The 25682-nt window shown below is 65.0% G+C and carries 15 protein-coding genes, 2 rRNA genes and 1 other RNA gene (1 of these 18 only partly in view); 8 read left to right on the forward strand and 10 right to left on the reverse strand.

All coding sequences use genetic code 11. The features are described from left to right. Positions 1-159 precede the first annotated feature (159 nt). From H7A87_RS20050 to H7A87_RS20065, 4 genes are all read left to right on the forward strand, one after another. Complete coding sequence (locus H7A87_RS20050) at positions 160-1212, forward strand: LacI family DNA-binding transcriptional regulator (protein WP_119129925.1); 1053 nt, start codon at positions 160-162, stop codon at positions 1210-1212. A 134-nt stretch (positions 1213-1346) separates the two neighbouring features. Beyond that, positions 1347-4376 carry a TonB-dependent receptor gene (locus H7A87_RS20055; RefSeq protein ID WP_119129926.1) on the forward strand — a complete coding sequence of 1010 codons (3030 nt, stop codon included), beginning with the start codon at positions 1347-1349 and terminating at the stop codon, positions 4374-4376. Between the two features lie 314 nt (positions 4377-4690). Continuing rightward, positions 4691-7723, forward strand: a complete 3033-nt coding sequence (locus H7A87_RS20060; protein WP_115678155.1) for a TonB-dependent receptor — start codon at positions 4691-4693, stop codon at positions 7721-7723. A 110-nt stretch (positions 7724-7833) separates the two neighbouring features. Further along, positions 7834-9354: a tryptophan halogenase family protein gene (locus H7A87_RS20065; protein WP_119130003.1), complete on the forward strand. Its 1521-nt coding sequence runs from the start codon at positions 7834-7836 to the stop codon at positions 9352-9354. Positions 9355-9601: 247 nt separating this feature from the next. On the opposite strand, the gene pyrF is transcribed toward H7A87_RS20065, so the two are convergent. Then, positions 9602-10327 carry an orotidine-5'-phosphate decarboxylase gene (gene pyrF / locus H7A87_RS20070; RefSeq protein ID WP_016904023.1) on the reverse strand — a complete coding sequence of 242 codons (726 nt, stop codon included), beginning with the start codon at positions 10325-10327 and terminating at the stop codon, positions 9602-9604. Further along, positions 10324-11286: a 5'-nucleotidase, lipoprotein e(P4) family gene (locus tag H7A87_RS20075; RefSeq protein ID WP_119129927.1), complete on the reverse strand. Its 963-nt coding sequence runs from the start codon at positions 11284-11286 to the stop codon at positions 10324-10326. The genes pyrF and H7A87_RS20075 overlap by 4 nt, the downstream gene beginning before the upstream one ends. 294 nt (positions 11287-11580) lie before the next feature. Between H7A87_RS20075 and H7A87_RS20080 the strand changes: the two genes are divergently transcribed. After that, entirely contained in the window at positions 11581-12249 is a 669-nt protein-coding gene (locus H7A87_RS20080) for a DUF480 domain-containing protein (RefSeq protein ID WP_119129928.1), read from the forward strand. A 136-nt stretch (positions 12250-12385) separates the two neighbouring features. Here H7A87_RS20080 and H7A87_RS20085 read toward each other — a convergent pair whose 3' ends face one another. Continuing rightward, positions 12386-13420 (reverse strand): DUF4272 domain-containing protein, encoded by a 1035-nt coding sequence (locus tag H7A87_RS20085; RefSeq protein WP_119129929.1) that lies wholly within the window; start codon positions 13418-13420, stop codon positions 12386-12388. Positions 13421-13497: 77 nt separating this feature from the next. On the opposite strand from H7A87_RS20085, the gene H7A87_RS20090 reads away from it, so the two are divergent. Further along, positions 13498-13573: non-coding RNA, sX9 sRNA (locus tag H7A87_RS20090), on the forward strand. Positions 13574-13577: 4 nt separating this feature from the next. Here H7A87_RS20090 and H7A87_RS20095 read toward each other — a convergent pair. Continuing rightward, complete coding sequence (locus tag H7A87_RS20095) at positions 13578-14171, reverse strand: GNAT family N-acetyltransferase (RefSeq protein ID WP_166763587.1); 594 nt, start codon at positions 14169-14171, stop codon at positions 13578-13580. Between the two features lie 62 nt (positions 14172-14233). Beyond that, positions 14234-16210 (reverse strand): DNA helicase Rep, encoded by a 1977-nt coding sequence (gene rep / locus H7A87_RS20100; RefSeq protein WP_016904281.1) that lies wholly within the window; start codon positions 16208-16210, stop codon positions 14234-14236. Positions 16211-16323: 113 nt separating this feature from the next. Here rep and H7A87_RS20105 point away from each other — a divergent pair, with 113 nt between their 5' ends. After that, positions 16324-16959, forward strand: a complete 636-nt coding sequence (locus H7A87_RS20105) for a thymidine kinase (protein WP_016904282.1) — start codon at positions 16324-16326, stop codon at positions 16957-16959. Positions 16960-17468: 509 nt separating this feature from the next. Then, positions 17469-18713 carry a GAF domain-containing sensor histidine kinase gene (locus tag H7A87_RS20110; RefSeq protein ID WP_104586277.1) on the forward strand — a complete coding sequence of 415 codons (1245 nt, stop codon included), beginning with the start codon at positions 17469-17471 and terminating at the stop codon, positions 18711-18713. Positions 18714-18850: 137 nt separating this feature from the next. Here H7A87_RS20110 and H7A87_RS20115 read toward each other — a convergent pair whose 3' ends face one another. From H7A87_RS20115 to H7A87_RS20135, 5 genes are all read right to left on the reverse strand, one after another. Further along, positions 18851-20452, reverse strand: coding sequence for a glucan biosynthesis protein D (locus H7A87_RS20115; protein ID WP_119130004.1), 1602 nt, complete (start codon positions 20450-20452; stop codon positions 18851-18853). A 67-nt stretch (positions 20453-20519) separates the two neighbouring features. Further along, complete coding sequence (locus H7A87_RS20120; RefSeq protein ID WP_119129931.1) at positions 20520-21623, reverse strand: DUF4380 domain-containing protein; 1104 nt, start codon at positions 21621-21623, stop codon at positions 20520-20522. 184 nt (positions 21624-21807) lie between these two features. Continuing rightward, on the reverse strand, positions 21808-22623 hold the full coding sequence (mutM, locus tag H7A87_RS20125) for a bifunctional DNA-formamidopyrimidine glycosylase/DNA-(apurinic or apyrimidinic site) lyase (protein ID WP_119130005.1): 816 nt from the start codon (positions 22621-22623) through the stop codon (positions 21808-21810). A 418-nt stretch (positions 22624-23041) separates the two neighbouring features. Continuing rightward, positions 23042-23156: ribosomal RNA gene (gene rrf / locus H7A87_RS20130) — 5S ribosomal RNA — on the reverse strand. A 127-nt stretch (positions 23157-23283) separates the two neighbouring features. Further along, positions 23284-25682 (reverse strand): 23S ribosomal RNA (locus H7A87_RS20135); it runs 482 nt beyond the window's last position.

Below are 25682 nucleotides of genomic sequence, written 5' to 3' on the forward strand. Positions count from 1 at the left end.
TGCAGTTCCTGCTAGCGTGCGCGCCATCTCGCTCTGAGGTCGCCATCGGTTGGGGCCGATGTCATTCATGTGCATGTGTGACACGAACGTTCTGCGCCAGCGGACCGTGCGCCCCTACCCGGCGCGCGCCGGCAACCGCGTTGTCCTGGAGGTTTTGCCATGAGTCGGCCACGCTCCGAAGGCGGCAGCGTCACCATCAAGGACGTCGCGCGCGAAGCGCAGGTGTCGGTGGCAACGGTCTCGCGCACCATGAACGGACATCAGCACGTGGCCGAATCGGTGCGCGAACGCGTGCTGCAGGTGGCCCGTGCGCTGCATTACATCCCGCATCACGCCGCGCGCAGCCTCAGCAGCCGGCGCACCCACACCATCGGGGTGGTGCTGCCGGACCTGCATGGCGAATTCTTTTCCGAATTGATCCGCGGCATCGACCAGGTGGCGCGCGAGCAGGGCTACCACCTGCTGGTGTCCAGCTCGCACGGCGACCCGCAGGCGCAGCGCAAGGCGCTGGAACGCCTGCCCGGGCGCGTGGACGGGGTGGTGGTGATGTCGCCCTCGCTGGGCGACTCCGGCGTGCACGAGGATGCCCTGCCCGGCGGCCTGCCCGCGGTGCTGCTCAACTGCGCCGGCACCGCCAGCCAGCGCCCGGTGCTCAACGTGGACAACTACGGCGGCGCGCGGATGATGACGCGGCATCTGCGCGACAGCGGCCACCGCCGCATCGCCTTCATCGCCGGGCCGGCCGACAACTTCGATGCGCACGAGCGTCTGCGCGGCTACCGCGACGAGCTGGCGCTGGATGCCGACGCGCAGCCGTGGGTGCTGCCGGGCAACTTCGACGAAGAGTCCGGCTACCGCGCCGGCCAGACGCTGGCGCAGGACACCCGCCCGGATGCGGTGTTCGCGGCCAACGACATGATGGCGCTGGGCTGCCTGTTCGCGCTTGGCCATGCCGGGCTGAAGGTGCCGCAGGACATCGCGCTGGCCGGCTTCGACGACGTGCCGATGGCGCGCTACGTGCTGCCGGCACTGACCACCATGCGGGTGGATATCGCCGGGCTGGGCGCACGCGCATTGCAGTTGCTGCTGGGCCAGCAACTGGCCGATGCGCCTGCACCGCCCCCCGACGCCGCACCGCCGGCGTTCTCGGAGATGGTGCCCGAACTGATCGTGCGCGCATCCAGCGCGCCGCGTGCGGCGCCTCCCACCTGAGACGCGCCACCGCGCCTTGCCGAACGTGTGTTGCTTGCAGTCCCTGCCGTTGTTGCCAGCTGTCCCGCTTTACGCCGTACCGACGCGCCAGCCACTTCGCTGGTTCGCGCTTTACCCCTGGGAGGGGGAAAGTCATGAAGCATTACCGCACTGTCTCCACCCTGCCGGCGCGCAGCCTGTTGTGCTGCGCCCTTGCCGCCTCGTTGCTGGCCAGCACCCCGGCCATGGCCCAGTCCAGCAACGCCACCTTGCGCGGCCAGGTCGCTTCGGCGCAGGCCGGCACCACCGTGACCGCGACCAATGTCGCCAGCGGCGCCGTCCGGCGCGTGCCCACCGGCGCCGACGGCAGCTACGCGCTGGTCGGCCTGCCTCCGGGCACCTACAAGGTGGACGCCGGCCCCGGCAGCGAACAGACCGTGACCCTGTCGGTGGCCTCGTCGGTCACCTTGAACCTGGGCGGCGGCGCGGCGGCGGCGCCTGCCGGCGATGCCACCACGCTGGATGCGGTGCAGGTCACCGCCACCACGCTGCAGGAGGTTAAGACGTCCGAAGTGGGCACCAACGTGTCGCTGAAGCAGATCAGCACCGTGCCGCAGCTGACGCGCAACTTCCTGGAGTTCGCCGACACCGTGCCGGGCATGCAGTTCGAGACCAACTCCAACGGCAACAGCCAGATCCGCGGCGGCGCGCAGGGCAGCTCGGCGGTGAACGTCTACATCGACGGCGTCGGCCAGAAGAGCTACCTGTTCGGCGGCGTGTCCGGGCAGGAGCAGAGCGCGGGCAACCCGTTCCCGCAGCTGGCCATCGGCGAGTACAAGGTCATCACCTCCAACTACAAGGCCGAGTTCGACCAGGTCGGTTCGGCGGCGATCGTGGCCTCGACCAAGTCCGGCGGCAACGAATTCCACGGCGAGATCTTCGGGCGCACCAGCAACACCGATTTCCGCGCGCGCCAGCCCGACGAGCGCGCCGGCGCGCCCAACGCCGACGGCAGCAAGCGCAAGACCCACCAGGACGAATACGGCTTCGCGCTGAGCGGGCCGATCGTGCAGGACAAGGCGCACTTCTTCTTCAGCTACGAGGGCAAGGGCTTCGAGGTCTCGGCCGATCCGGTGGCCGTGCCCGACCGCTTCAGCGCGCTCAGCGACGACCTGCCGGCCGGCGTGCAGGGCCGGCTGGGCTCGGTGACCCGCCCGTTCAACGAAGACCTGTACTTCGGCAAGGTCGACTGGGACATCGGCGAAAACGATCGTCTGGAACTGACCGGCAAGTATCGCGACGAGGAAAGCCGCGACAGCGTTGGCGGCCAGACCACCGCGATCGCCTCCAAGATCAACCTCAATACCGAAAAACGCGTCGACCTGCGCTGGCAGCATTACGGCGAGCGCTACGTCAACGAAGCGCGTGTGTCCTACGAGGACGTGCTGTTCAATCCCACCGCCTACACCTTGGGCAGCCAGACCGTGTACACGCGCGGCATCGCCGAAGACGACGTGCTGCTCAACGACGGCGCCACCAGCGGCCTGGCGATCCAGCGCAAGGGCCAGAAGGGTCCCAGCTTCCAGAACGACCTGACCTTCAACAACCTCGAGTGGCACGGCAACCACGTCATCAAGATGGGCGTGAAGTACAAGGAAGTGGAGCTGACCCAGAGCGAGAACTCGGCAGTCAATCCGTCGTTCTATTACGCAGTGGGCGATGGCGTCGGCACCTCGGCCGTTCCCTACCAGGTGCGCTTCAACCTGCCGTTCGCCGGCGCCGCACCGTCGGTGACCACCACCAGCAAGCAGCTGGGCCTGTACATCCAGGACGATTGGGACGTCAACGACAAGCTGCAGTTGAACCTCGGCGTGCGCTGGGATGGCGAAAAGATTCCCTCGTACCTGGACAACGTGACCCCGCCGGAAGTGGTAGCGGCCTTGAACGGCCCCGGCACCGATCCGGCGGTGAGCGCCACCTACGCCGAGCAGCTGGCCAAGGGCGGGGTGAACATCAACGACTACATCAGCAACGGCCGCAATCGCAAGCAGGACAACAACAACTTCGCACCGCGGCTTGGCTTTTCCTACGACTTCCGCGGCGACGAGTCGCTGGTGCTGTTCGGCGGTGCCGGCCGCAGCTACGACCGCAACCTGTTCGACGTGATGGGCCTGGAGCAGATCAAATCCGCGCTGGCGCAGTACACGATCCGCTTTGCCGGACCCACCGACTGCGTCCCGGCGCCGGGCACCTGCACCGCGTTCGATCCGGCGTATGTGAGCAACCCCGACAGCCTGGGCAACCTGGTCGATGCGCGCGTGCGCAACGGCGAGATCAACCTGCTCAACAACGATCTGAAGACGCCGTACGCGGACCAGTACTCACTGGGCCTGCGTACCCAGCTGGGCGAGTGGAACACCTCCGCCACGCTGTCCTATATCCACAGCAAGGACGGCTTCATCTTCACCCTGGGCAACCGCTATGCCAACGGCGATTTCTTCCAGAACGGCGCCCAGGCGTTCGAGCAACGGCCCCAGGGCTTCGGCAACCTGATCATCGGCAACAACGGTGTGGAGACCAAGACCGGCCAGCTGCTGCTGTCGGCGGACAAGGCCTATACGCAGGAAAGCGGCTGGGGCCTGACCGCGGCGTATACGTTCTCGCGTGCACGCGGCAATCGCGGCAACGACGATCGCTACGGCTTCGATGCGGCCACCATCGCCGACTACCCGTTCCTGGACCTCAATGCAGTACCGCGCCACCGCCTGGTACTGACCGGCATCTACGACCTGTTCTGGGGCATCAGCGGCTCGGCCAAGCTGACCCTGGCCACGGTGCCGCCACGCAACGAGGCGATCTCCTACGACCAGTACGGCGGCCCCAGTTCGGACAATATCCGCGTGGTGTCGGTGGATGCGCCCGGCGGCAAGTTCATCGCCGGCGGCGACATCTTCGGCACCCGCCAGCTGGACCTGTCGTTGTCCAAGGACATGCATATCACCGACGCGGTCACCGTGCAGGTGCGCGGCGACCTGATCAATGCGCTGAACTTCCGCAACTACGATCAGTACAGCATCGACTGGGGCAGTGCCGGCGTGTACGACCCGCGCGTGCGCATCAACCAGTACGGCGCGATGTCCACCCCGCCACGGACCTTGTTCATGAGCGCACGCATCATCTGGTAACGGCGGCGTTGGCGGCATCCGGCGTCCCGGCGCCGGTGCCACCCCCGCTGCTTAAGCTGCATCGGCCCCACGGCAATGGGGAGGGGCCGCCTGCAGGCTTGTTGCATCGTCCCGATTGCGGTGTGTTGCTGTGGCGCGGCGCGCGATGCGCGCGATGCTGCAGCCAGCACGCTCCCATCGGCGATCGTTTTTTTGTTGTGTTTGCCGTCCCTGCTGTCTGTTGCCGCTGTACCCGTTCCATCCACACCAAGCACCAACCTCGACGCGCCAGTCACTTCACTGGTTCGCGCTTTACCCCTGGGAGGGGGAAAGTCATGAAGACTCACCGCACCGTCTCCACCCTGCCGGCACGCAGCCTGTTGTGCTGCGCCCTGGCTGCCTCGTTGTTCGCCACCACCCCGGCCATGGCACAGTCCAGCAACGCCACCTTGCGCGGCCAGGTCGCTTCCGCGCAGAGCGGCAGCGAGGTCGTCGTCACCAATGTCGCCACCGGCTCGGTGCGACGTGCACCGGTCAATGCGAACGGCAACTACACCATCGTCGGCCTGCAACCGGGCACCTACACCGTCGAATCCAACGGCGTCAGCCGCACGGTGACCCTGTCGGTGGCCTCCAGCGCCACCGTCGATCTCGGCACCGAGGCGGCGGCAGCGCCGGCCGGCGATGCGACCACGCTGGACACGGTGACGGTCAGCGCGCCGATGATCCGCGACGTCAAGACATCGGAGGTGGGTAATACGGTTTCGCTGCGGCAGATCCAGCAGCTGCCGCAGGCCACGCGCAACTTCCTGGAGTTCGCCGACACCGTGCCGGGCATGGTGTTCACCATCGACCAGGACGGCAACACCAAGTTGCGCGGCGGTGCGTCCAACGCCAGTTCCAGCAACCTGTACATCGACGGCGTGAGCCAGAAGAGCTATGTCTCCGGTGGCGGTATTGCCGGGCAGGACGAGACCCAGGGCAATCCGTTCCCGCAGCTCGCCATCGGCGAGTACAAGGTGATCACCTCCAACTACAAGGCCGAATACGGCCAGATCAGTGGCGCGGCGATCACCGCGGCCACCAAGTCCGGCACCAACGAGTTCCATGGCGAGGCGTTCTATCGCTTCACCAATCAGGATCTGCGTGAGAAGCGCCCGGACGAAGAAGATGGAAAGGTGGACTCGCAGACCAAGGAATACGGCGTTGCGATCGGCGGCCCGCTGATCCAGGACCGCATGCATTTCTTCTTCGCCTACGAAGGCAAGGACAACGTGGCGCCCAAGAGCGTGCAGCCAAGCGCCGAAGCGGCGCCGTTCGTCGGCCTGCTGCCGTCCAATCTGCGCGACCAGTACGGCGCGTCCAACATGCCGTTCACCGAAGACCTGTACTTCGGCAAGATCGACTTCGAGCCGACCGATAACGACCGCATCGAGCTGGCCACGCAGTACCGCGACGAAACCCAGGTCAGCAACGTCGGCGGCCAGAACGCGCCCGTCCGCGCAGTGGACAAGATCAACAAGGACAAGCGCACCAGCCTGCGTTGGCAGCACAGCGCCGACAGCTGGTTCAACGAAGCCATCCTCACCACCGAGGATTCGCGCAACGTGCCGACACCGCGCGGCATCGGCAACGGCTCCATCTATACCTACATCGACCGGACGCAGGCCGATCCGCGCCAGTGGGTCTTCCTCAACACCGGCGCCGCCAGCGGCGAAGACTTCAAGCTACGTAGCCAGAAGGGCTGGTCGTTCCAGAACGATCTGACCTTCAACGCACTGCAGTGGCATGGCGAGCACACCATCAAGACCGGTGTGACCTATCGCGACATCAAGCTGACGTCGCGCGAGTCCAGTTCGCTCAACCCGCAGTTCAGCTATGAAGTCGGTCAGAACGGTGTTGCGCCGGTTCCCTTCCAGGTGCGCTATATCCGTGCGTTCGACAATCCCGGTCAGGTGCCGGTGGTGGAATCGCCGTCCAAGCAGTACGGCATCTACCTGCAGGACGACTGGGCAGTGAACGACAAGCTGATGCTCAACATCGGCGTGCGTTACGACTATGAGGACACCCCGGCCTACACCGACTTCGTGACCTCGCAGCCGTTCATCAATGCGCTGTATTCGGACGACCCCGACAACCCGGGTCAACCGTGGGCCAACCGTCTGCTGCCCAGCGGCATCAACGTGGCCGACTACATCAGCACCGGCAACAACCGCAAGAATTTCAAGGACGCCTGGGCACCGCGCTTCGGCTTCTCGTATGACTTCTTCGGCGACGAGAGCGCGGTGCTGCATGGCGGCGCCGGTCGCTCCTACGATCGCAACCTGTTCGAGCAGCTCGCACTGGAATCGGTCAAGGCGGCGCTGTCACCGGTGGTGGTGTACTTCAGCGATGCTGCCAGCGGGCAAAGCTGCTTCCGCGACGACCGTGCGTGCACGGCGTGGAACCCGGCATATTTCACCGGCATCGATCAGCTCAATACGATCGATGGCACCAGTGACAGCTCCGAGCTTTTCATGTTCAAGAACAAGCTCAAGACCCCGTACAGCGACCAGTACAGCATCGGTATCAGCAACCAGGTCGGCGACTGGTTGACCGACGTGACCTTCCAGCGCGTGCTGGCCTATGACGGCCTGGTGATGAGCCTGGTCAACCGCTACCCCGATGGTGCGTACTTCGACGCCACCGGCAGCGTGCCCTGGGGCGAGCCGGTGCCGGGCTACCGCAATACGATCCTGGGCTACAACGGCCTGGAGCAGCGCAGCAGCCAGGTGTTGCTGTCGGCCGAAAAGCCCTACACCAAGGAATCGGGCTGGGGCTTGAACCTGTCCTACACCCACACCAGCGCGCGCCAGAACCGCACCATCGACGAGCCGTTCGCGTTCGACAAGGCCACCATTCGCGACTACCCGTTCGTGAAGTCCGATGCCGTGTCGGCGCATCGCTTCGTCGCGTCCGGCTCGATCGATGGCCCGTGGGGAGTGACCTTCGGCGCCAAGTTGGTGCTGGCCACGCCCGAGCCGATCAACACGATCGCCTGCTACGGCTTTACCGATCCCGATGGCGGCACCTGCCAGGCCGTGGGCGTGACCCCGCCGGGCAATGGCAAGTTCCTGCTGGGTGGCAAGATCTGGGGCTACCGCACCGTGGACCTGCAGGCCAACAAGGAGTTCACGGTGGTGGGCGACTTCAAGCTCAACGCACGCATCAACGTGCTCAACGCCTTCAACTTCAAGAACTTCACCCAGTACCAGTACAACAGCTTCGGCAGCAACGGACGCCTGCAGCCTGACATCACCGTGGTCGACAACGGCGAAATCAGCTATGTGCCCCGTAGTGTCGTGCTGGAAGTGGGCGCCAAGTTCTGATGCAGCCCAACGCCATCTGCCTGCGCTGTGCAGGCAGATGATCCGGACGGGGCCAGCTGGCCCCGTTCGCTTGTTGGCGGTTCCCACTCTTGTACAGGATCGAACGCCGCATGCTCCCCGCTCCACTCCGCAACATCGTCATCGTCGGCGGCGGTACCGCCGGCTGGATGGCGGCCGCGGCCTTCGCGCGCGTGCTTGGCCCCGGCTTCAAGGTGCAGCTGATCGAATCCGAACAGCTCGGCACCGTCGGTGTCGGCGAGGCCACCGTGCCGCACATCAAGGCCTTCAACAATTTGCTTGGCATCGACGAAGCCGAGTTCGTCCGCCAGACCCAGGGCAGCTTCAAGCTCGGCATCGAGTTCGTCGACTGGCAGCGCCCCGGCACGTCGTACATCCATGGCTTCGGCACCCAGATCGGGCACCCGCTCGGGCTGCTGCCGTTCCACCAGTACTGGATCAAGCAGCGCGCGCGCGGCAAGGCGCAGCCGCTGGGCGCCTACACGCTCAACACCGTGGCTGCGGTGCGCGGCAAGTTCATGACCTCGGCCGGCGATGTGCCGGCCAATTCGCCGCTGGCCAACATCGCCTACGCGTACCACTTCGATGCCACGCAGTACGCGCGCTTCTTGCGCACCTACTCCGAACAGCGCGGCGTCACCCGCATCGAGGGCCTGGTCGAACAGGTGCAGCTGCATGCGGACACCGGCCACGTGCAATCGCTGCAGCTGGCCTCCGGGCAGGTCGTCAGCGGCGACCTGTTCATCGACTGCTCGGGCTTCCGCGGGCTGTTGATCGAAGAAGCCTTGCACACCGGCTACCACGACTTCACCCATTGGCTGCCGTGCGATCGTGCACTGGCGGTGCCGAGCGAAAACGTCGGCCCGCCCACGCCGTACACGCGCTCCACCGCGCGCGCGGCCGGCTGGCAGTGGCGCATTCCGCTGCAGCACCGCACCGGCAACGGCTATGTGTATTCCAGCGCGCACATCAGCGACGACGAAGCCGCCACCACCCTGCTCGCCAACCTGGAGGGCACGCCGCTGGCCGACCCGCGCCCGCTGCGCTTCACCACCGGGCGGCGCAAGCAGTTCTGGAACCGCAATGTGGTCGCACTGGGCCTGGCCAGCGGCTTCCTGGAACCGCTGGAATCGACCAGCATCCATCTGATCCAGGCCGGCATTTCGCGGCTGCTGGAGCTGTTTCCGCGCGAGGGCATCAGCCCGGTGCTGGTGCAGCGCTACAACGACCGGCTGGCGTTCGAGTTCGACCGCATCCGCGATTTTTTGGTGCTGCACTACCACGCCACCGAGCGCGACGACAGCGCGTTCTGGCGGCACTGCCGCACGATGCCGATCACCCCGGAGCTGCAGACCACGCTGGACCTGTTCCGCGACAGCGGGCGCTTCTACCGCAATGCCGAGGAGATGTTTGCCGAGATCAGCTGGGTGCAGGTGATGGTGGGCCAGGGCATCCTGCCGCAGGGTTACCACCCGCTGGTGGACCAGGTGCCCGATCACGACGCCGAACGCTTCCTGGCCAGCGTGGCGCAGACCATCGGCCACTGCGTGGATGTCATGCCCACCCACCAGCAGTTCATCGATCGCTACTGCAAGGCGGCTGCGCCGCGCTGAGCGACGCCACGGCAGGCGCAATCGCCACATGCACCGATCGGCAGGCAAAAAAAAGGATCGGGCACAAGGCCCGATCCCTTCGAAAACCGGGACAAGCCCGGTGGACAATGAGTGGCACAGCTTCCGACTGACATCGGACGAGGGGCATCGTACGCAGGCTTTAACGTTAAAGCAACACTTTAATTCTATCGCTTTAACTTGTTGATTTTGCTTGCTTAGACATGGCCGGCGCGCGCCGGAGGCTCCGTCAGCGCTGCGCCACCGCCGCTTGAATCTCGGCCTGGATCGCAGCCGCCGCGGCGGCCGGATCGGTGGCCAGGCGGATCGGGCGGCCGACCACGATGGCATCGGCGCCATCGTTGAAGGCCTGCGCCACGCCCACGGTGCGTTGCTGGTCGTCGCCGACCGGGCCGCCGGGGCGGATGCCGGGGCAGACGATCGAAAACCCGGCGCCGGTGGCGCTGCGGATCGGGCCGGCTTCCTGGCCGGAGGCGATCACCCCGTCGATGCCGGCCGCCTGTGCGGCCAGCGCGCGCTCCACCACCACCTCCACCGGCTCGCGGTCGATGCCCATCGCGGCCAGGTCCGGGCGCCCCATCGAGGTCAGCACGGTCACCGCCAGCAGGCGCATGTCGCCGTGGTTGGCCTCGGCGGCGGCCTGCAGCATGCCGGCGTGCCAGCCGTGCACGGTGCAATAGCTCACCGGCCACTGCGCCAGGCGGCGGATGGTGCCGGCCACGGTGGCGGGGATGTCGAAGAACTTCAGGTCCACGAACACGCGCTTGTCGCGCCTGGCCAGGGCGTCGAGCACCTGGAAGTACTCGCCGGAGGCCAGCAGTTCCATGCCGATCTTGTAGAAGGACACCGACTCGCCCAGGCGGTCGACCCAGGCGATCGCCTCGTCGTGGCCGGGCACATCCAGCGCGAAGATCAGCCGCTCATGCGCGGCCAGCGGCAGCGGTGCGCGGCTCATCGGGCCACCTCCAGCGCGGCGCGCTTGGCGTCGTGGCGCTGCTGCCAGGGCTGGCCGTAGTCGTTGTTGAACTGCGCCGGCTCCCAGCCGCCGTAACTGGGGTTGGGCAGCATCCACCAGCGCTCGCCGAACCAGTCGTGGTACTGCTGCAGCAATGCGCCCCGCGCCTGACCGGTGTTGGCGGTGACCTGCACGAAGTCGCCGAGCTGGTCGCCGAACTGCATCAGCACGCGGTACGTCTGCCCGGCCAGCTGGCGCCGGCAGTTCTTCTCGCTGCCGTTCTGCTCGCAGCCCTTGACCACCGTGCCCAGGCCCAGAAACACGCTGTCGTCGGCCACCGGCAGCCCGACGCTGCGCAGGTTGGCCAGCGTGGCGTCCTTGAGGTGCACCGCGCGGTTGGAGATGTAGATCAGGGTGATGCCGCGCGCGTTGGCGGCCTTGGCGAAGTCCACCACGCCCGGGATCGCGGTGGCCTTCTTCTCCGCCACCCACTGGTCCCAGCTCAGCTCGTCGTATTCCTTGCCCTCGCGCAGCAGGCGCGCCTGGTAGGGCGAGTTGTCCAGCACCGTTTCGTCCACGTCCAGCACCACCGCCGGCTTCAGCCCGCTGGCGGCATTGCCGCGCTCCTCGGGCACCAGCGCATCCCAGTTGGGCTGCTTCAGCGCAGCGTCCAGCTTGTCGGCAGCAGCGCGATAGGTCTGCTCGGCCACCGCGCGGTACTCCTCCGAGCGCTGCATCCACAGCACCGCATTGAGGTTGTCGTCGCCGGCCGGTGCGCTGGCGGCTGCGGGCTGCGGGGTGGTCTTGGCGGCGGCGGTGGCGGCCGCATTGGCGGACACGGCGGCGTCCTGCGCGCGCTGGGCCAGCTCCTTGTCAGCGGGCTTGCAGGCGCTCAGGGCCAGCGCGGTGCAGGCGAGCAGGGACAAGGGTGCGTAAAGCGAGGGGCGCATGGCATCCACCAGAACAGGAGCGGCAATGAAGACCGCGATTTTAGCGGGTTCGCGCCGCACCGCCCGCTCCCGCTGATGGCAGTGCCGCAGGCGCATGGAAGAAGACATCGCGATCGCAGGGTTCATGGCGATGCGCGAGTGCTGCATGCGCCTGCGCACGCTGCGGGCAACCGACCGCCTCCGCACCTGACCGCCTCTTCGCTTCCGCTGCCGGTGCCGGCATCGCCGGCGGGATCGTGGCCTGAAGAACGCCGATGCAGGAACGGCATATCCTTGTGCGCTGATTGCCCCGGAGTCGCCCCCATGACAGATGCACCTTCCCCGCCCGTCCTCGATACCGCCCAGGCCCGCGTGCTCGGCTGCCTGATCGAAAAGGAGGCGACCACGCCGGATGCGTATCCGCTCACGGTCAACGCCGCGCAGGTGGCCGCCAACCAGAAGACCGCACGCGAGCCGGTGCTGAACCTGCAGACCGGCGTGGTGCATCACGCCCTGCGTCAACTCGAGACCCTGGGATTGGTGCGCCAGCAGTTCTCCTCGCGCGCCGAGCGCTACGAGCACCGGCTGGGCAGCGTGCTGGACCTGACCCGCCAGCAGGTCGCCCTGATCGGTCTGTTGCTGCTGCGCGGCCCGCAGACGCTGGGCGAGCTGTTCGCGCGCAGCGAGCGGCTGACACGCTTCAACGATGCCGACGACGTGCGCCACCATCTGGACCGGCTGACCCAGCGCGGCCTGGCCGTGCAACTGCCGCGCGCCAGCGGCCAGCGCGAAGAGCGTTATGCGCATCTGCTCAGTGGCGAGCTGGATGTGGAGGCGTTGCAGGCTGCGGCCGCGCGCGCTGCGCCAGGCCCTCGCAGCAACGCCGACAACAGCGAGCTGGACGCGCGCGTGCAAACACTGGAAGCCACCGTCGCCGAGCTGCAGGAGGCGCTGGCCGCGGTGCAGGCGCGCCTGGAGGCGGCGGGCGCCTGAGCGCGACGGTCTGCGCTTGGAGATTCCCCCTGCACCTCGCCGCCCACGCCGATCGCAATGCACGCACCGACCGGCCCGGCTACCGGACGAGGGGCCCTGCCAGGCGGTGATGGCGCAGGTTGCGCCCCGGCCCCGCTTACGTCGGCGTATCCACCTCGTCCCAGTCGGCGTCTTCGAAGTGCAGCAGCCAGTTGAGGGCGTAGTGCCGCTCGTAGACCACGCCCGGCACGATGCCGGCCGGCGGCGGTTGCTCGCTCTGGCCGGCCTGGCGCACTGCCCAGTGCAGGCGCAAGTGCCGGTCCAGCGCATCCAGCAGTTCGGGCACCGGCCGTAGCGTCAGCGACGGCCGCGTCGCCGCGTCGGCATGCTCCAGCGCGCGCTGGGCAGCCAGGGGCACATCGCACAGGTCGGTCGGCTCCGGCAGCGCGTCGGCCAGCCCCAGGGCCCACTGCAGCACGGCCAGGCTCTCGTAGCGCCAGCCGAAGTTGGCGAGCTGCTGCGGCTCCGGCGCGGGTTGGGCAAAAAAGGCGCGCTCCTGCGGCGACAGTGCCGCCGCCACGCCGGGCAGGCGGGCGTCCATCTCTTCCAACGCCGGTGGCGTATCGCCGGCGGCCAGCATCTCCGCGCGCAAGGCCACCGCAAACAAGCCCAGCATGCGCTGCGTCACCGTCGCAGCATCGCGCACCCGCGCTTCGGCCTCGCCAGGCACCGGCGGCAGGCCGGGTGGAACGCGAATGCCTTGCGCGGTCAGCTGCGCAAGTTGCTGCGCACGCCGCTGCAAGGCATCCGGCGGATACGGCACCTGCGCCTGCGCATCGATCGCCGGCTCGCCCTGGCTGATCAGCACCCGCCCGTGCGGATCGCGTACGCTGCCGTCGGCCAGGAAACACACCGCATTGGCTTGCTCGGCCCACTGCGCCAATTCCCCGAACGCCGCATCGTCGACCTCGAACGTGAAGTGCTGGCGTACCCGTTGCACATGCCGCATCAGGTGATAGCGCGGCTGGGTCATCTGGCCGTCGCCGGCCTGGTTCACGTAGCCGACAAAACCGTGCAGATGATTGGCCAGTTCCGGATCGGCGTGGTCGCGATGCTGCACGGCGGCGCGCGGCAGGAAATCCGGCCACATCGGCTCGCGCAGCGTGGAATAGGCGTTGACCAGCAATGGCATGCACGTGTCCTGGTTGGGGCGACGGACACCACGACGGCGCTCATCGCCAGGCAGCTGCGGTCGGTGCGCGCAGTCTCCTGTGCCAAGTGTGCACCGGAGTTCTTCCGCGCCGTCCAGGCTGCGCTGACGACTGCTCGTTACGTTGTGCCGGCCGCGTTCAGCGGTGAGCGTCGCCGCCAGGGTGCCGCAGGCCTGCCCGGCTGTCCATGTCGACGGGGCCCAGCTCGATCGTGTAATACAGCACCGGATCGGCCTCCTGGCTCAACACGCGCAGGCCTTGCCGCTGCAGCCCGAGTTTTTCCAGCGCGCGGATCGAATCGACATTGCCCGGCGACACGATCGCGCACAGCTGCGACAACCCCAGCACATCGCGCGCATGCGCCAGCACCGCGCGCCCGGCTTCGCTCACAAACCCCTTGCCGCGATGTTCGGGCAGCAGTGCAAAGCCGATATGCGGCACCGGCAAGGTTTCGCGGCACAACAAGCCCAATGTGCCGGCAAAGGCGCCCTCGGCGCGCGTCTCCACCGCCCAGTGCGCAAAGCCGTAGCGTTGCTGGTGCGCCTGCGCCCACTCGCGCAGATGATCACGCGCCTGCTCGCGGGTCCGCACACCGCGGTCGTTGATGCCGGCGATGAAACCGGGGTCGTTGACCAATGCCAGCACCGCATCGGCATCGCGCTCGGGGTCGAGCGTGCGCAGGCGCAAACGCGGGGTTTCGATCACGACGGTCACGGCGCACTCCGGCATCAGGGCAACCCAGCCTGCCGTGCAGACGTGTCGCTGGCAAGCCTGCGTAGAGCGCGCAACAAGCGCTAGTCGAACAACGCCTGGATCGCCGCCAGGCCCGCGCTGGCGCGCTCCTTCTTGCGCTCGGCATCGGCCACCGGGTCGGCGCCATCGCGCTGCAATTCTTCGGCCGGAATCTCGTCGAAGAAGCGGCTGGGCTTGAGCCGCACATGCTCGCCGAACTTGCGCGTCAACTTGCTGTGGCTCATCCACAGCTGCTCCTTGGCACGGGTGATGCCCACGTACAGCAGCCGGCGTTCTTCCTGCAGGTTGCCTTCTTCCAGGCTCACTTCATGCGGCAGCACGCCGTCTTCGCAGCCGACGATGAACACATAACGGAATTCCAGCCCCTTGGACGCGTGCATGGTCATCATGCGCACCTGGTTGCCGCCGTCGTCCTTGTCGTTGCGCGACAACAGCGCCAGCTGCGCGGCCAGGTCGCTGGCACTGGCACCACGCGGGCCGCCTTCGAACCACTCGGCCAGCTCGTCCAGATTGCGCTTGCGGCGCTGGAAGCCGGTGTCGTCCTTGGACTGGTTGCGCAGGTCGTTGAGCAGGCCGGATTTTTCGGCCAGCATGCGCACCAGTTCTCCCGCCGGCAGCGTGGCCGAATGCTCGCGCATATCGCGCAGGATATCGGTGAACGCACTCAGGCCATTGGCCGCACGCGGCGGCAGGTGCTGCAGCGCGCCCATCGACTCGGCCGCGCGCGACATCGGTACCGACTTCGCACTGGCAAGCTCGGCCAACCGTGCCAGCGAGGTCGCCCCGACCTCACGCTTGGGCGACTGCACGGCGCGCAGAAACGCGGCGTCATCGTCGGGATTGACGATCAGCCGCAGCCACGACAGCACGTCCTTGACTTCCTGCCGCTCCAGAAACGCGGTGCCACCGGTCAGGTGATACGGCACGCGCAGCAGCTGCAGCGCCTTTTCCAGCGGCCGCGATTGGAAATTGCCGCGGAACAGGATGCAGAAATCGCTCCACGGCACCTGCTTGGCGGTCCCCAGGAACGAGATCTCGGCGGCGACCTTTTCCGCTTCGTGCTCGCTGTCGCGGCATTCCCACACGCGGATGCGCTCGCCGTCGGCCTGGTCGCTCCATAGCGTCTTCAAGTGTTCGTGCGGGTTGTGCGCGATCAAGGCATTGGCCGCACGCAACACGCGGTTGGAGCAGCGGTAGTTCTGTTCCAGCTTGATGATTTCCAGCGCCGGATAATCGCGTCCCATCTGCTGCAGGTTTTCCGGATTGGCGCCACGCCAGGCGTAGATGCTCTGGTCGTCGTCGCCCACGCAGGTGAAGTTGCCGCGTGGCCCGGCCAGCATTTTCAGCAACCGGTACTGCGCATCGTTGGTGTCCTGGCACTCGTCCACCAGCAGGTAGCCGATGCGCTCGCGCCAGCCCAGTACGATCTCTTCGTTGGCCTCCAGGATCTGCACCGGCAGGCGGATCAGGTCGTCGAAGTCCACCGCGTTGAAGGTGGTCAGCCGCGCCTGATAACGCTCGTACAGGCTGGCGGCTTCCTTTTCGCGATTGCTGCGCGCCGCCGCCATCGCCTGTTCGGGAGACAGGCCGGCGTTCTTGGCGCGCGAGATCAGGTTCTTGGCATCCTCGATCGCATCCGGCTTGGCGCCGTGCATCAGGTCCTTGATCTGGGCGGCGGCATCGTCGGAATCGAAGATCGAAAAGCCGCGCTTCAAGCCGGCAGCGGCGTGCTCGATCTGCAGGAACTTCAACCCCAGCGCGTGGAAGGTACAGATGGTCAGGCCATCGGCGCCATCGCCACGGATGCGCTTGGCCACACGCTCGCGCATTTCCTTGGCCGACTTGTTGGTGAAGGTGATCGCGGCGATGCGCTTGGCCGGATAGCGGCCGGTGGCGATCAGGTGCGCGATCTTCTCCACGATCACGCGCGTCTTGCCGCTGCCGGCGCCGGCCAGCACCAACAGGGGACCTTCGCAGTGCAGCACTGCGGCGCTTTGCGGGGGATTGAGACCGTGCATAGAGACTTCCAACAGAGCGGGCCATTGTACCGGCGCCGCGTCGGGCAGGCCTGCGCCGCCGGTTCATGCAGATGGCTGTCACCGCCGGCCGCCCGGCCCGGTAAAATCCACCGATGGCCAAGCTCTACTTCTACTACTCGGCAATGAATGCCGGCAAGACCACCACCTTGCTGCAGTCCGCGCACAACTACCGCGAACGCGGCATGCGCACCCTGATCCTCACGCCCAAGCTCGATCACCGCGCCGGCAGCGGCGTGGTGGCCTCGCGGATCGGGCTGCGCGCGGATGGGCGCACCTTCGATCGCAACACCGAGTTGCAGCAGCTGATCGAGCGCGACATCCAGGCCGAAGGCGCGCTGCACTGCGTGCTGGTGGACGAGGCGCAGTTCCTAAATCGCGGCCAGGTCTGGCAGTTGAGCGAGGTGGTCGACCGCCTGCGCATTCCGGTGCTGTGCTACGGGTTGCGCACGGACTTCCGCGGCGAGCTGTTCGAGGGCAGCCAGTTCCTGCTGGCCTGGGCCGACGAGCTGGAGGAGATCAAGACCATCTGCCACAGCGGCAGCAAGGCCACCATGACCGTGCGCGTGGACGCGCAAGGGCACGCAGTGCAGGACGGCCCGCAGGTGGAGATCGGCGGCAACGAGCGCTACGTGTCGGTCAGCCGCGCCGAGTTCAAGAAGATCATGCGTGGCGAAGGGCGCATCGACCCGCTGCAGATCGCATTGCCGCTGCCACCGGCGGGCGCATAACGCCCACGCCCTGTTGGAAGGGCAGCGCGACGCTGGACGGGTTGCCCGCGGCTGGCCACGCCGATCGTCCACGGACCGGCCATCGACATGGCCACCGACGCGGGTGGCATGGCGTGCCAACGTCGTTTCGCACCTGGCGACGCATTGAATACGCGCAACTGCAGCGACACACGGCGGCCGTTACCCGATCCCGCCCGATGGACCTGATGCGCGGCTCGCGATCCTCCAGCTCCCGGATGATTCGGCATTATCGGCCCCGTATTTACGTGCCAGCGGACGGCTAACCCCGGCGGGGCGGCAGCCTGAAGAATTCAGCCGGATGCTCTGGCGCGCTGCCTGGTATGCGCCTGTGATGCGTCGCTAAACCCTCGCAGGCATGCGGTCGCCGCTGCATCTTCGCTACACATCAAGAGGCGTATCGTTGCGGGGCCGTTGCAGCGATCCGCGCGCAACCAGGCGCAACCGCAGTCCTGTAAACTGGCGACCATCCACTTGTCGGGAGGCAATACATGGGTCCGCTTCCTCCCGAGTTACGCGCCGATATCGCGCGTGTTGGCCGGCTATCGTCGGTGCCCGATGTCCTGACCGTTCTCACCCGTCTGACCGGCATGGGGTTCGCCGCCGTCGCGCGCGTGACCGATACGCGCTGGATCACCTGCCAGGTGCGCGACGACCTGGCGTTCGGTCTGGCGCCCGGCGACGAGCTGCCGCTGGTCACCACCTTCTGCGACAGCGTGCGCACCCAGGGCAACGCGTTGTGGTTCGGCCATGCCTCCGAGCACCCGGTCTTCCGCGACCACCCCACGCCGCGGCTGTACGGCTTCGAAAGCTATGTCTCGGTGCCGATCAAGTTCGACGATGGCAGCGTGTTCGGCACCTTGTGTGCGCTGGACCCGTTGCCGCGCGTCATGGACGCGCCGTTGGTGGAAAAGGTCGAACTGCTGGCGCAACTGCTGGCAGCGCAGATCCAGGCCGAACAACGCGCCGAAGAGAGCGCGCAGGAATCGCTGCGCGCGCGCAGCGAACTGGGGCGTGTCGGCGCCTCGGCCCGGCTGCGCGAAGAGTTCATCGGCATCCTTGGCCACGACCTGCGCAACCCGCTGCAGTCCATGCATGCGGTGGTGGACATGCTGGCGATCGACTCGCTCAACCAGCGCCAGGGTGGCGCGATCCGGTCGATGCAGCGCAGCCTGCGGCGCATGGAAGAGCTGATCGACTTTGCCAGCGATTTCGCACGCGGCATCGAGCGCGACTGGCTGCAGCTGGACTACGGCAACGGCAGCGATCTGCTCGATGCGCTATCGCAGGTCGTCGACGAAACCCGCGCCGCGTATCCGAACCAGGTGCTGTCCACGCACGTGGCCATCGACGAACCGGTGCATGGCGATGCGGTGCGCCTGGCGCAGATGTTCGGCAGCCTGATGATCAACGCCGTGGTGCAGGGGCAACAGAGCTCGCTGATCAAGGCGATCGCGGTGACCGAGCAGGGCCGCCTGCGCATCGAGGTCTGCAATCTGGACGGTATCGACCCGCGCCGGCTCGACGTGCTGCACGCCTCCACCCACGTGCACACCGGCGGACGCCCCTTGCCCGAAGTCGATCTGGGCCTGCACATGGCCGCGCAGATCGCCCGTGCCCATCAAGGCGAGCTGCGCATCATCAGCGGCAAGGACGGCACCTGCTTCCGGGTGGAGCTGGCGTGCATGCGTCCGCGTGGACGCATGCAGCTTGTCGCCAAAACGAACCAGGCCTAGCAGACGCACGGTCGCGCACCGCTTCGGCGTGCGCGTGATGGCAGCAGCAGCAGCGTGCCGGCTCCCCGGCCCGGCGCGATCTCGATGCGCCGTTGCCGCAAGGACCGCGGTGGCTGCCGGCCGCGCGTGGCCTTGCGCTAGTAGATCTTGCGCTCGCTCGGCGGCGGCGGCGTCCACTGGTACAGCCAGGTTTCGGTCAGCGGCTTGCCGTTGGCGCGCAGGAACAGCCGGATATCGATCTGCCGGGTGCTGTCATCCGGCGGCACCAGGTCGAACATCGCCCGATAGCCCTTGAGCTCATGCAGCGGACGCGCCGACACGATTTCGGTGCTCCCGCGCGAGACCTGGAGGATGGCCTCGACCTTGGCGTTCGGGTCCTTGGTCAACGCAGCCAGTTCGCCGCCGGCAAAATCCACCGCAAACCGCCACGAGAAATGGCTGCGCTTCTGCCCGACGATGCCGCCCAGGCCGGTGCGCGTGGCCACGCAATGCGCCAGCGGCGAACTGGCCGGCGGATGCGCGCCCCAGTACAGCCGGTACCCCATCAGCAATTCCTGGCCCGGCTGCGGCTTGTCCTGTGGATTCCAGAACGTCACGATGTTGTCGAAGGTCTCGTCCACGGTCGGAATCTCGACCAGCTGTACCGAACCCTTGCCCCAGCCGCTCTTCGGTTCCACCCACAGGCAGGGGCGTTTCTCGTAGAACACGCCGTCGTCCTGGTAATGGTCGAAGTTGCGATCGCGCTGCAACAGGCCAAACCCGCGCGGATTCTCATCGACGAACATGTTGAAGCGCAGCTGCGGCGGGTTGCACAACGGCCGCCAGATCCATTCGCCGCCGCCGGTCCACATCGCCAAGCCATCGGTGTCGTGGATCTCCGGGCGCCAGTCCCAATCCATGCGGTTATCGTTTTCGCCGACCTGATACATACTGGTGCACGGGCCGATGCCCAGCCGCTCGATGGTCTTGCGCGGGTAGAGCGCGCTGTCGATTTCCATCACCAGCACCTCGCCATTGGTGATGGCGAAGCGATACGCACCGGCAACGCTGGGTGAGTCCAGTAGCCCGTACACCACCACGGTGTTCGAATCGTCTGCCGGCTGCTCCAGGTAGTAGGCGATGAAGTCCGGGAACTCCTCCGGCCCGCCGGTGCCGGTGTCGATCGCCAGCCCGCGTGCCGACTGCCCGTACTGGCCTTCCTTGCCGACTGCGCGGAAATAGCTCGCGCCCAGGAAGGCGGAGAAATCGCGGTCGGTGTCCTTGCGTGTATTGAGACGGAAGCCCGCAAAGCCCAGGTCCTTGGGCAACTGCTTGCCGCCCAGGCCACTGCTGCCGTAATCGAACGCCGCCGGGTCGTAGGCCAGTTGCTGCGCCTTGCCATCGACAATGTCGTAGATGTGCACGGGGGTATGGAAATACAGCCCCAGGTGAAAGAACTTGGCCTGGAACTTGCCGTTGCCGTCAGCCCAGAGCGCGTGATCCTGGCGGTAGCGGATTGACTGGTATTGATCCCAGTTCAATGCTTCCAGCGGCCCGGGAAGCAGCTGCTTATGGCTCTTGTAGGGCGCCGTGGCCAACGCACGCGCCTGCCCCTTGAGCCAGGCATAGTCGAACGGCTGCGGTTGCCCCAAGCGCCGCAGGCCAACGGCCTTGGCCGCCAGCGCCCACTGCGGCAGCGCCGGCAGACCGAGCGCGGCCAATGCGGCAGCGGCATTCTTCAGGAAATGGCGTCGTTGCATGCGCATCGATCTGATCAGGGAATGGCCGACATCATAGCCACAGCGCGGCACGGAGGTAATGCGCAGGTCAGGGCCCCGCAGACGAAGGCGCGCAGGCATTGATCAGCTGCAGCTCCTGCGCCTTGCTGCACAGGAACTGTTGTTGCGCCTGCTGCGCGTCCGGCCCGGAATAACGCAGCAAGGTCCATTGCTCGTTCGCCTGCATGTGCGCACCCGGGGCCAGCTGCCGATACGGCGCGTGCACTTCCATTTCCAGCAGCCCGCGCTCGGGATGCTGCGGCGGCGCATCCAGATACAACTCCACCTGCCCCTGTTCCGGATGGATCGCCGCCAGCGGCTGATGCGCAAAGCGGATCACCAGGACCTGATCACCGGCAAAGCCCGCCATCCAGCCCGCCGAAGGTTGCAGCAACACCTTGCCGCGCTGAATCAGCCCGTCCTTTCGTGCATCGGCGCGCAACGCAAACACACCACCGTGATGCCGATACGTGGGCGCAACCGTGCCAGGCTCGGTCGGTGGTTGCAGGCGAATGTCTGCCGCCTCGGCAACCGGCACGAACACGCGCGTGCCCGCCGCAACCCGCGTGTTGAACCACAGGTCCCAACTGATCGGATCCTTGCGGATATTGCGCGCAGTGGCCTCCACCTCCACGGTATCGGCACGCGTGGATGAAAGCGCGACGCGCTTGCGGAGCTGCACGCCGGTGACCGGACTGGGCACCCCCTCCAACATCAGTTCATCGCCACTACGGGTGACTGCACGTGTGGTTGCCAGCGACAGATACGGATCCGGTGGCCAAACCGCGGTGGCGGCCTTACGTGTGAGGTTGACCTGTTGATGCACCCACCACTGACTCTGCGGCCCCACCCACACATCGTGGCCGAGATACGGGATATCGCCTGCAGTCGCGGACACTTCTGGCGCGGGCTGCTGATCAACCGCCTCGCCGGTCTTCAACACGTTGGGGTGTCCACGCAAATTGAAGGACAGCACGCGCCCACCGAAGGCGGGCGTAGCACTGAGTTCAACAACTCCGTTGTGCAACTGGATGCGCTCAACTCCAGGTTTGGTGCTGGACGCAAGCTCATCCGCGTATGCGCCTGTTGCCAGCGGCAACGCTGATGCACCCACAAGCATGATCGGCATTAAGTAGCGCAGTGAGGCAGGCATGGACGACTCCAATCACGGGACGTCACGATTGTGGCGCGATGCACGGCAACGCACCATCAAGCAATCGGCCGCTGCTGCTCCAAGCGCGCTGTTTGCTGTTATCCGAGGGCTACTGGCCAGCAGTCGTAACTGATCCAGAGCTGGAGGCTGGTGTTTCGATCAACGTGGGTCAGCTGGCCGGCGTTCAACGCTGGCAGCTGCTGCACCACACCGTCGCGCGTTGCCCGATCGTGGCGTGTTTCAGCAAACGTCCACACTGCTTGCAGGTTTCACCCTCGCGCCCATACACCGTGAGTTCCTGCTCGAAATAACCGGGCGCCCCGTCCGGGCTGATGAAATCGCGCAGCGTAGTTCCGCCGCGCTGGATGGCGTAGCCGAGGATGTCCTTCACTGCCGTGGCCAGGCGCCGGTAACGGTCCAATGACACTTTGCCCGCTTCGCGTAATGGGCTGATTCCGGCGCGATGCAGGCTTTCTGCCGCATAGATATTTCCCACGCCGACGACGACCGCCTGATCCATCAGAAAGGTCTTCACTGCCGCGCGCCGGCCACTCGCCAGTGCATGCAGATAATCGCCAGTAAATGCATCCGATAACGGCTCCGGGCCAAGTGCCGCCAGCAGATCGTGCACGTGCGCATCGCCCTGCCACAACAGGCAACCAAACCGGCGCGGATCGTTGAAGCGCAGGATACGGCCATTTTCCAGGCTGATATCCACATGATCGTGCGCCCGCGGCGGGGTATCGCCGGGTAACACGCGCAGACTTCCGGACATTCCAAGATGCAGCAGCGCGCTGCCGCCGGCATCGGTATCGATCAACAGGTACTTGGCCCGGCGACGCACATCAGTGATGGTCGCGCCGGGCAGCAGACGTTCGATCTGCTCAGGGATGGGCCAGCGCAGATCGGGCCGCCGCAGGATGACGCCGTGGATGCGTTGGCCGACCAGATGCGGTGCCAGCCCACGCAAGGTGGTTTCGACTTCGGGCAGCTCGGGCATGCACATCTCCAATCGACCAGGCCGGCGGCACGCCGGAGCGGATCAATATGGTGGCCAAACGCGGTAAATCCAGCTTTGCGATCATCAGGGCAAAGTGGATGCCGCTGCAGTACCAGTGAGTGGGCCCTCAGCGTCAAGCGCGTGTCCTGGTATCGGTGCCCTGCTCCGAGTGCGCCTTGCCGGTCCGGGTTCTGCAGTGACATTCAGACCCTTCGGCCTTGCTAGCGCGTCCTGCTTGAGCACAAGCGCCAGGCGCGTGTCGTGCCACCAGTGCCTGTCTCAGCCTGAGCGTCGAGCCTGCGGACGCGGACGCGGTGGTCAGCGTGCGTCCTCGCGCGGTGTTTTTGGCGGTTGCATTGCGGATTTTTGGACAAAAAGAAACCCCCAGTCCTGATGGACTGAGGGTTTCGGGTAAAGCCCCTGGCGATGACCTACTCTCGCATGGCTTGAGCCACACTACCATCGGCGCAGCTGCGTTTCACTTCCGAGTTCGGGATGGGATCGGGTGGTTCCACAGCGCTAATTTCACCAGGGAGACGGTTGGAGCGTCGCCATCCAAGAAACGGATTAAGGCGCCCAGTCTCGCATAGTTAACTTGTGACGTAGCTTGCGTTTGATGATCTACCAACGTTCGTTGGGACCAAGGCAACTTGAGGTTATATGGTCAAGCCGCACGGATCATTAGTATCAGTTAGCTCAATACATTGCTGTACTTACACACCTGACCTATCAACCACATAGTCTATATGGTTCCTTTAGGGGGCTTGTGCCCCGGGAAGTCTCATCTTGAGGCGCGCTTCCCGCTTAGATGCTTTCAGCGGTTATCGCTTCCGAACATAGCTACCCGGCAATGCCACTGGCGTGACAACCGGAACACCAGAGGTTCGTCCACTCCGGTCCTCTCGTACTAGGAGCAGCCCCTCTCAAACTTCCAACGCCCATGGCAGATAGGGACCGAACTGTCTCACGACGTTCTGAACCCAGCTCGCGTACCACTTTAAATGGCGAACAGCCATACCCTTGGGACCGACTACAGCCCCAGGATGTGATGAGCCGACATCGAGGTGCCAAACACCGCCGTCGATATGAACTCTTGGGCGGTATCAGCCTGTTATCCCCGGAGTACCTTTTATCCGTTGAGCGATGGCCCTTCCATACAGAACCACCGGATCACTAAGACCTACTTTCGTACCTGCTTGATCCGTCGATCTTGCAGTCAAGCACGCTTATGCCTTTGCACACAGTGCGCGATGTCCGACCGCGCTGAGCGTACCTTCGTGCTCCTCCGTTACTCTTTAGGAGGAGACCGCCCCAGTCAAACTACCCACCATACACGGTCCCTGATCCGGATAACGGATCTAGGTTAGAACGTCAAGCACGACAGGGTGGTATTTCAAGGATGGCTCCACTGCAGCTAGCGCCACAGTTTCATAGCCTCCCACCTATCCTACACAGACGAACTCAACGTTCAGTGTAAAGCTATAGTAAAGGTTCACGGGGTCTTTCCGTCTTGCCACGGGAACGCTGCATCTTCACAGCGATTTCAATTTCACTGAGTCTCGGGTGGAGACAGCGCCGCTGTCGTTACGCCATTCGTGCAGGTCGGAACTTACCCGACAAGGAATTTCGCTACCTTAGGACCGTTATAGTTACGGCCGCCGTTTACTGGGGCTTCGATCAAGAGCTTCGCCTTGCGGCTGACCCCATCAATTAACCTTCCAGCACCGGGCAGGCGTCACACCCTATACGTCCACTTTCGTGTTTGCAGAGTGCTGTGTTTTTGATAAACAGTCGCAGCGGCCTGGTTTCTGCGACCCTCTTCAGCTATAGCTCGCATGAGCCACCAAAAAGGGTGCACCTTCTCCCGAAGTTACGGTGCCATGTTGCCTAGTTCCTTCACCCGAGTTCTCTCAAGCGCCTGAGAATTCTCATCCTACCCACCTGTGTCGGTTTACGGTACGGTCTTCGTGAGCTGAAGCTTAGGAGCTTTTCCTGGAAGCGTGGTATCAGTGACTTTGCCATAAAGGCTCGTCTCGGTGCTCGGTCTTAAAGGATCCCGGATTTGCCAAAGATCCAAACCTACCGCCTTTCCCCGGGACAACCAACGCCCGGTACACCTAACCTTCTCCGTCCCTCCATCGCACTCACGCGAGGTGCAGGAATATTAACCTGCTTCCCATCGACTACGGCTTTCGCCCTCGCCTTAGGGACCGACTAACCCTGCGTCGATTAACGTTGCGCAAGGAAACCTTGGGCTTTCGGCGTGCGGGCTTTTCACCCGCATTATCGTTACTCATGTCAGCATTCGCACTTCCGATACCTCCAGCAGACTTCTCAATCCACCTTCGCAGGCTTACGGAACGCTCCTCTACCGCGCATAAAACAAGTTTTATGCACCCCAAGCTTCGGTTCACTGCTTAGCCCCGTTAAATCTTCCGCGCAGACCGACTCGACCAGTGAGCTATTACGCTTTCTTTAAAGGGTGGCTGCTTCTAAGCCAACCTCCTGGCTGTCTATGCCTTTCCACATCGTTTTCCACTTAGCAGTGAATTTGGGACCTTAGCTGTGGGTCTGGGTTGTTTCCCTTTTCACGACGGACGTTAGCACCCGCCGTGTGTCTCCCGGATAGTACGTACTGGTATTCGGAGTTTGCAATGGTTTGGTAAGTCGCGATGACCCCCTAGCCATAACAGTGCTCTACCCCCAGTAGTATTCGTCCGAGGCGCTACCTAAATAGCTTTCGAGGAGAACCAGCTATCTCCGGGTTCGATTAGCTTTTCACTCCTAATCACAGCTCATCCCCGTCTTTTGCAACAGACGTGGGTTCGGGCCTCCAGTACCTGTTACGGCACCTTCACCCTGGCCATGACTAGATCACCCGGTTTCGGGTCTACTGCCCGCGACTATGCGCCCTTATCAGACTCGGTTTCCCTTCGCCTCCCCTATACGGTTAAGCTTGCCACGAACAGTAAGTCGCTGACCCATTATACAAAAGGTACGCAGTCACTCTTGCGAGCTCCTACTGCTTGTACGCACACGGTTTCAGGATCTATTTCACT

The sequence above is a fragment of the Xanthomonas sp. CPBF 426 genome, from assembly GCF_903989465.1.
Lineage (GTDB): Bacteria > Pseudomonadota > Gammaproteobacteria > Xanthomonadales > Xanthomonadaceae > Xanthomonas > Xanthomonas euroxanthea.

Bases quoted from the DNA above. Each gene is read 5' to 3' on its own strand.
- H7A87_RS20060 (WP_115678155.1), top strand. From the start codon at position 4,691: ATGAAGACTCACCGCACCGTCTCCACCCTGCCGGCACGCAGCCTGTTG.
- H7A87_RS20115 (WP_119130004.1), bottom strand. From the start codon at position 20,452: ATGCAACGACGCCATTTCCTGAAGAATGCCGCTGCCGCATTGGCCGCG.
- H7A87_RS20110 (WP_104586277.1), top strand. From the start codon at position 17,469: ATGGGTCCGCTTCCTCCCGAGTTACGCGCCGATATCGCGCGTGTTGGC.
- H7A87_RS20080 (WP_119129928.1), top strand. From the start codon at position 11,581: ATGACAGATGCACCTTCCCCGCCCGTCCTCGATACCGCCCAGGCCCGC.
- H7A87_RS20050 (WP_119129925.1), top strand. From the start codon at position 160: ATGAGTCGGCCACGCTCCGAAGGCGGCAGCGTCACCATCAAGGACGTC.
- H7A87_RS20085 (WP_119129929.1), bottom strand. From the start codon at position 13,420: ATGCCATTGCTGGTCAACGCCTATTCCACGCTGCGCGAGCCGATGTGG.
- H7A87_RS20065 (WP_119130003.1), top strand. From the start codon at position 7,834: ATGCTCCCCGCTCCACTCCGCAACATCGTCATCGTCGGCGGCGGTACC.
- pyrF (WP_016904023.1), bottom strand. From the start codon at position 10,327: ATGAGCCGCGCACCGCTGCCGCTGGCCGCGCATGAGCGGCTGATCTTC.
- mutM (WP_119130005.1), bottom strand. From the start codon at position 22,623: ATGCCCGAGCTGCCCGAAGTCGAAACCACCTTGCGTGGGCTGGCACCG.
- H7A87_RS20105 (WP_016904282.1), top strand. From the start codon at position 16,324: ATGGCCAAGCTCTACTTCTACTACTCGGCAATGAATGCCGGCAAGACC.
- H7A87_RS20055 (WP_119129926.1), top strand. From the start codon at position 1,347: ATGAAGCATTACCGCACTGTCTCCACCCTGCCGGCGCGCAGCCTGTTG.
- H7A87_RS20120 (WP_119129931.1), bottom strand. From the start codon at position 21,623: ATGCCTGCCTCACTGCGCTACTTAATGCCGATCATGCTTGTGGGTGCA.
- rep (WP_016904281.1), bottom strand. From the start codon at position 16,210: ATGCACGGTCTCAATCCCCCGCAAAGCGCCGCAGTGCTGCACTGCGAA.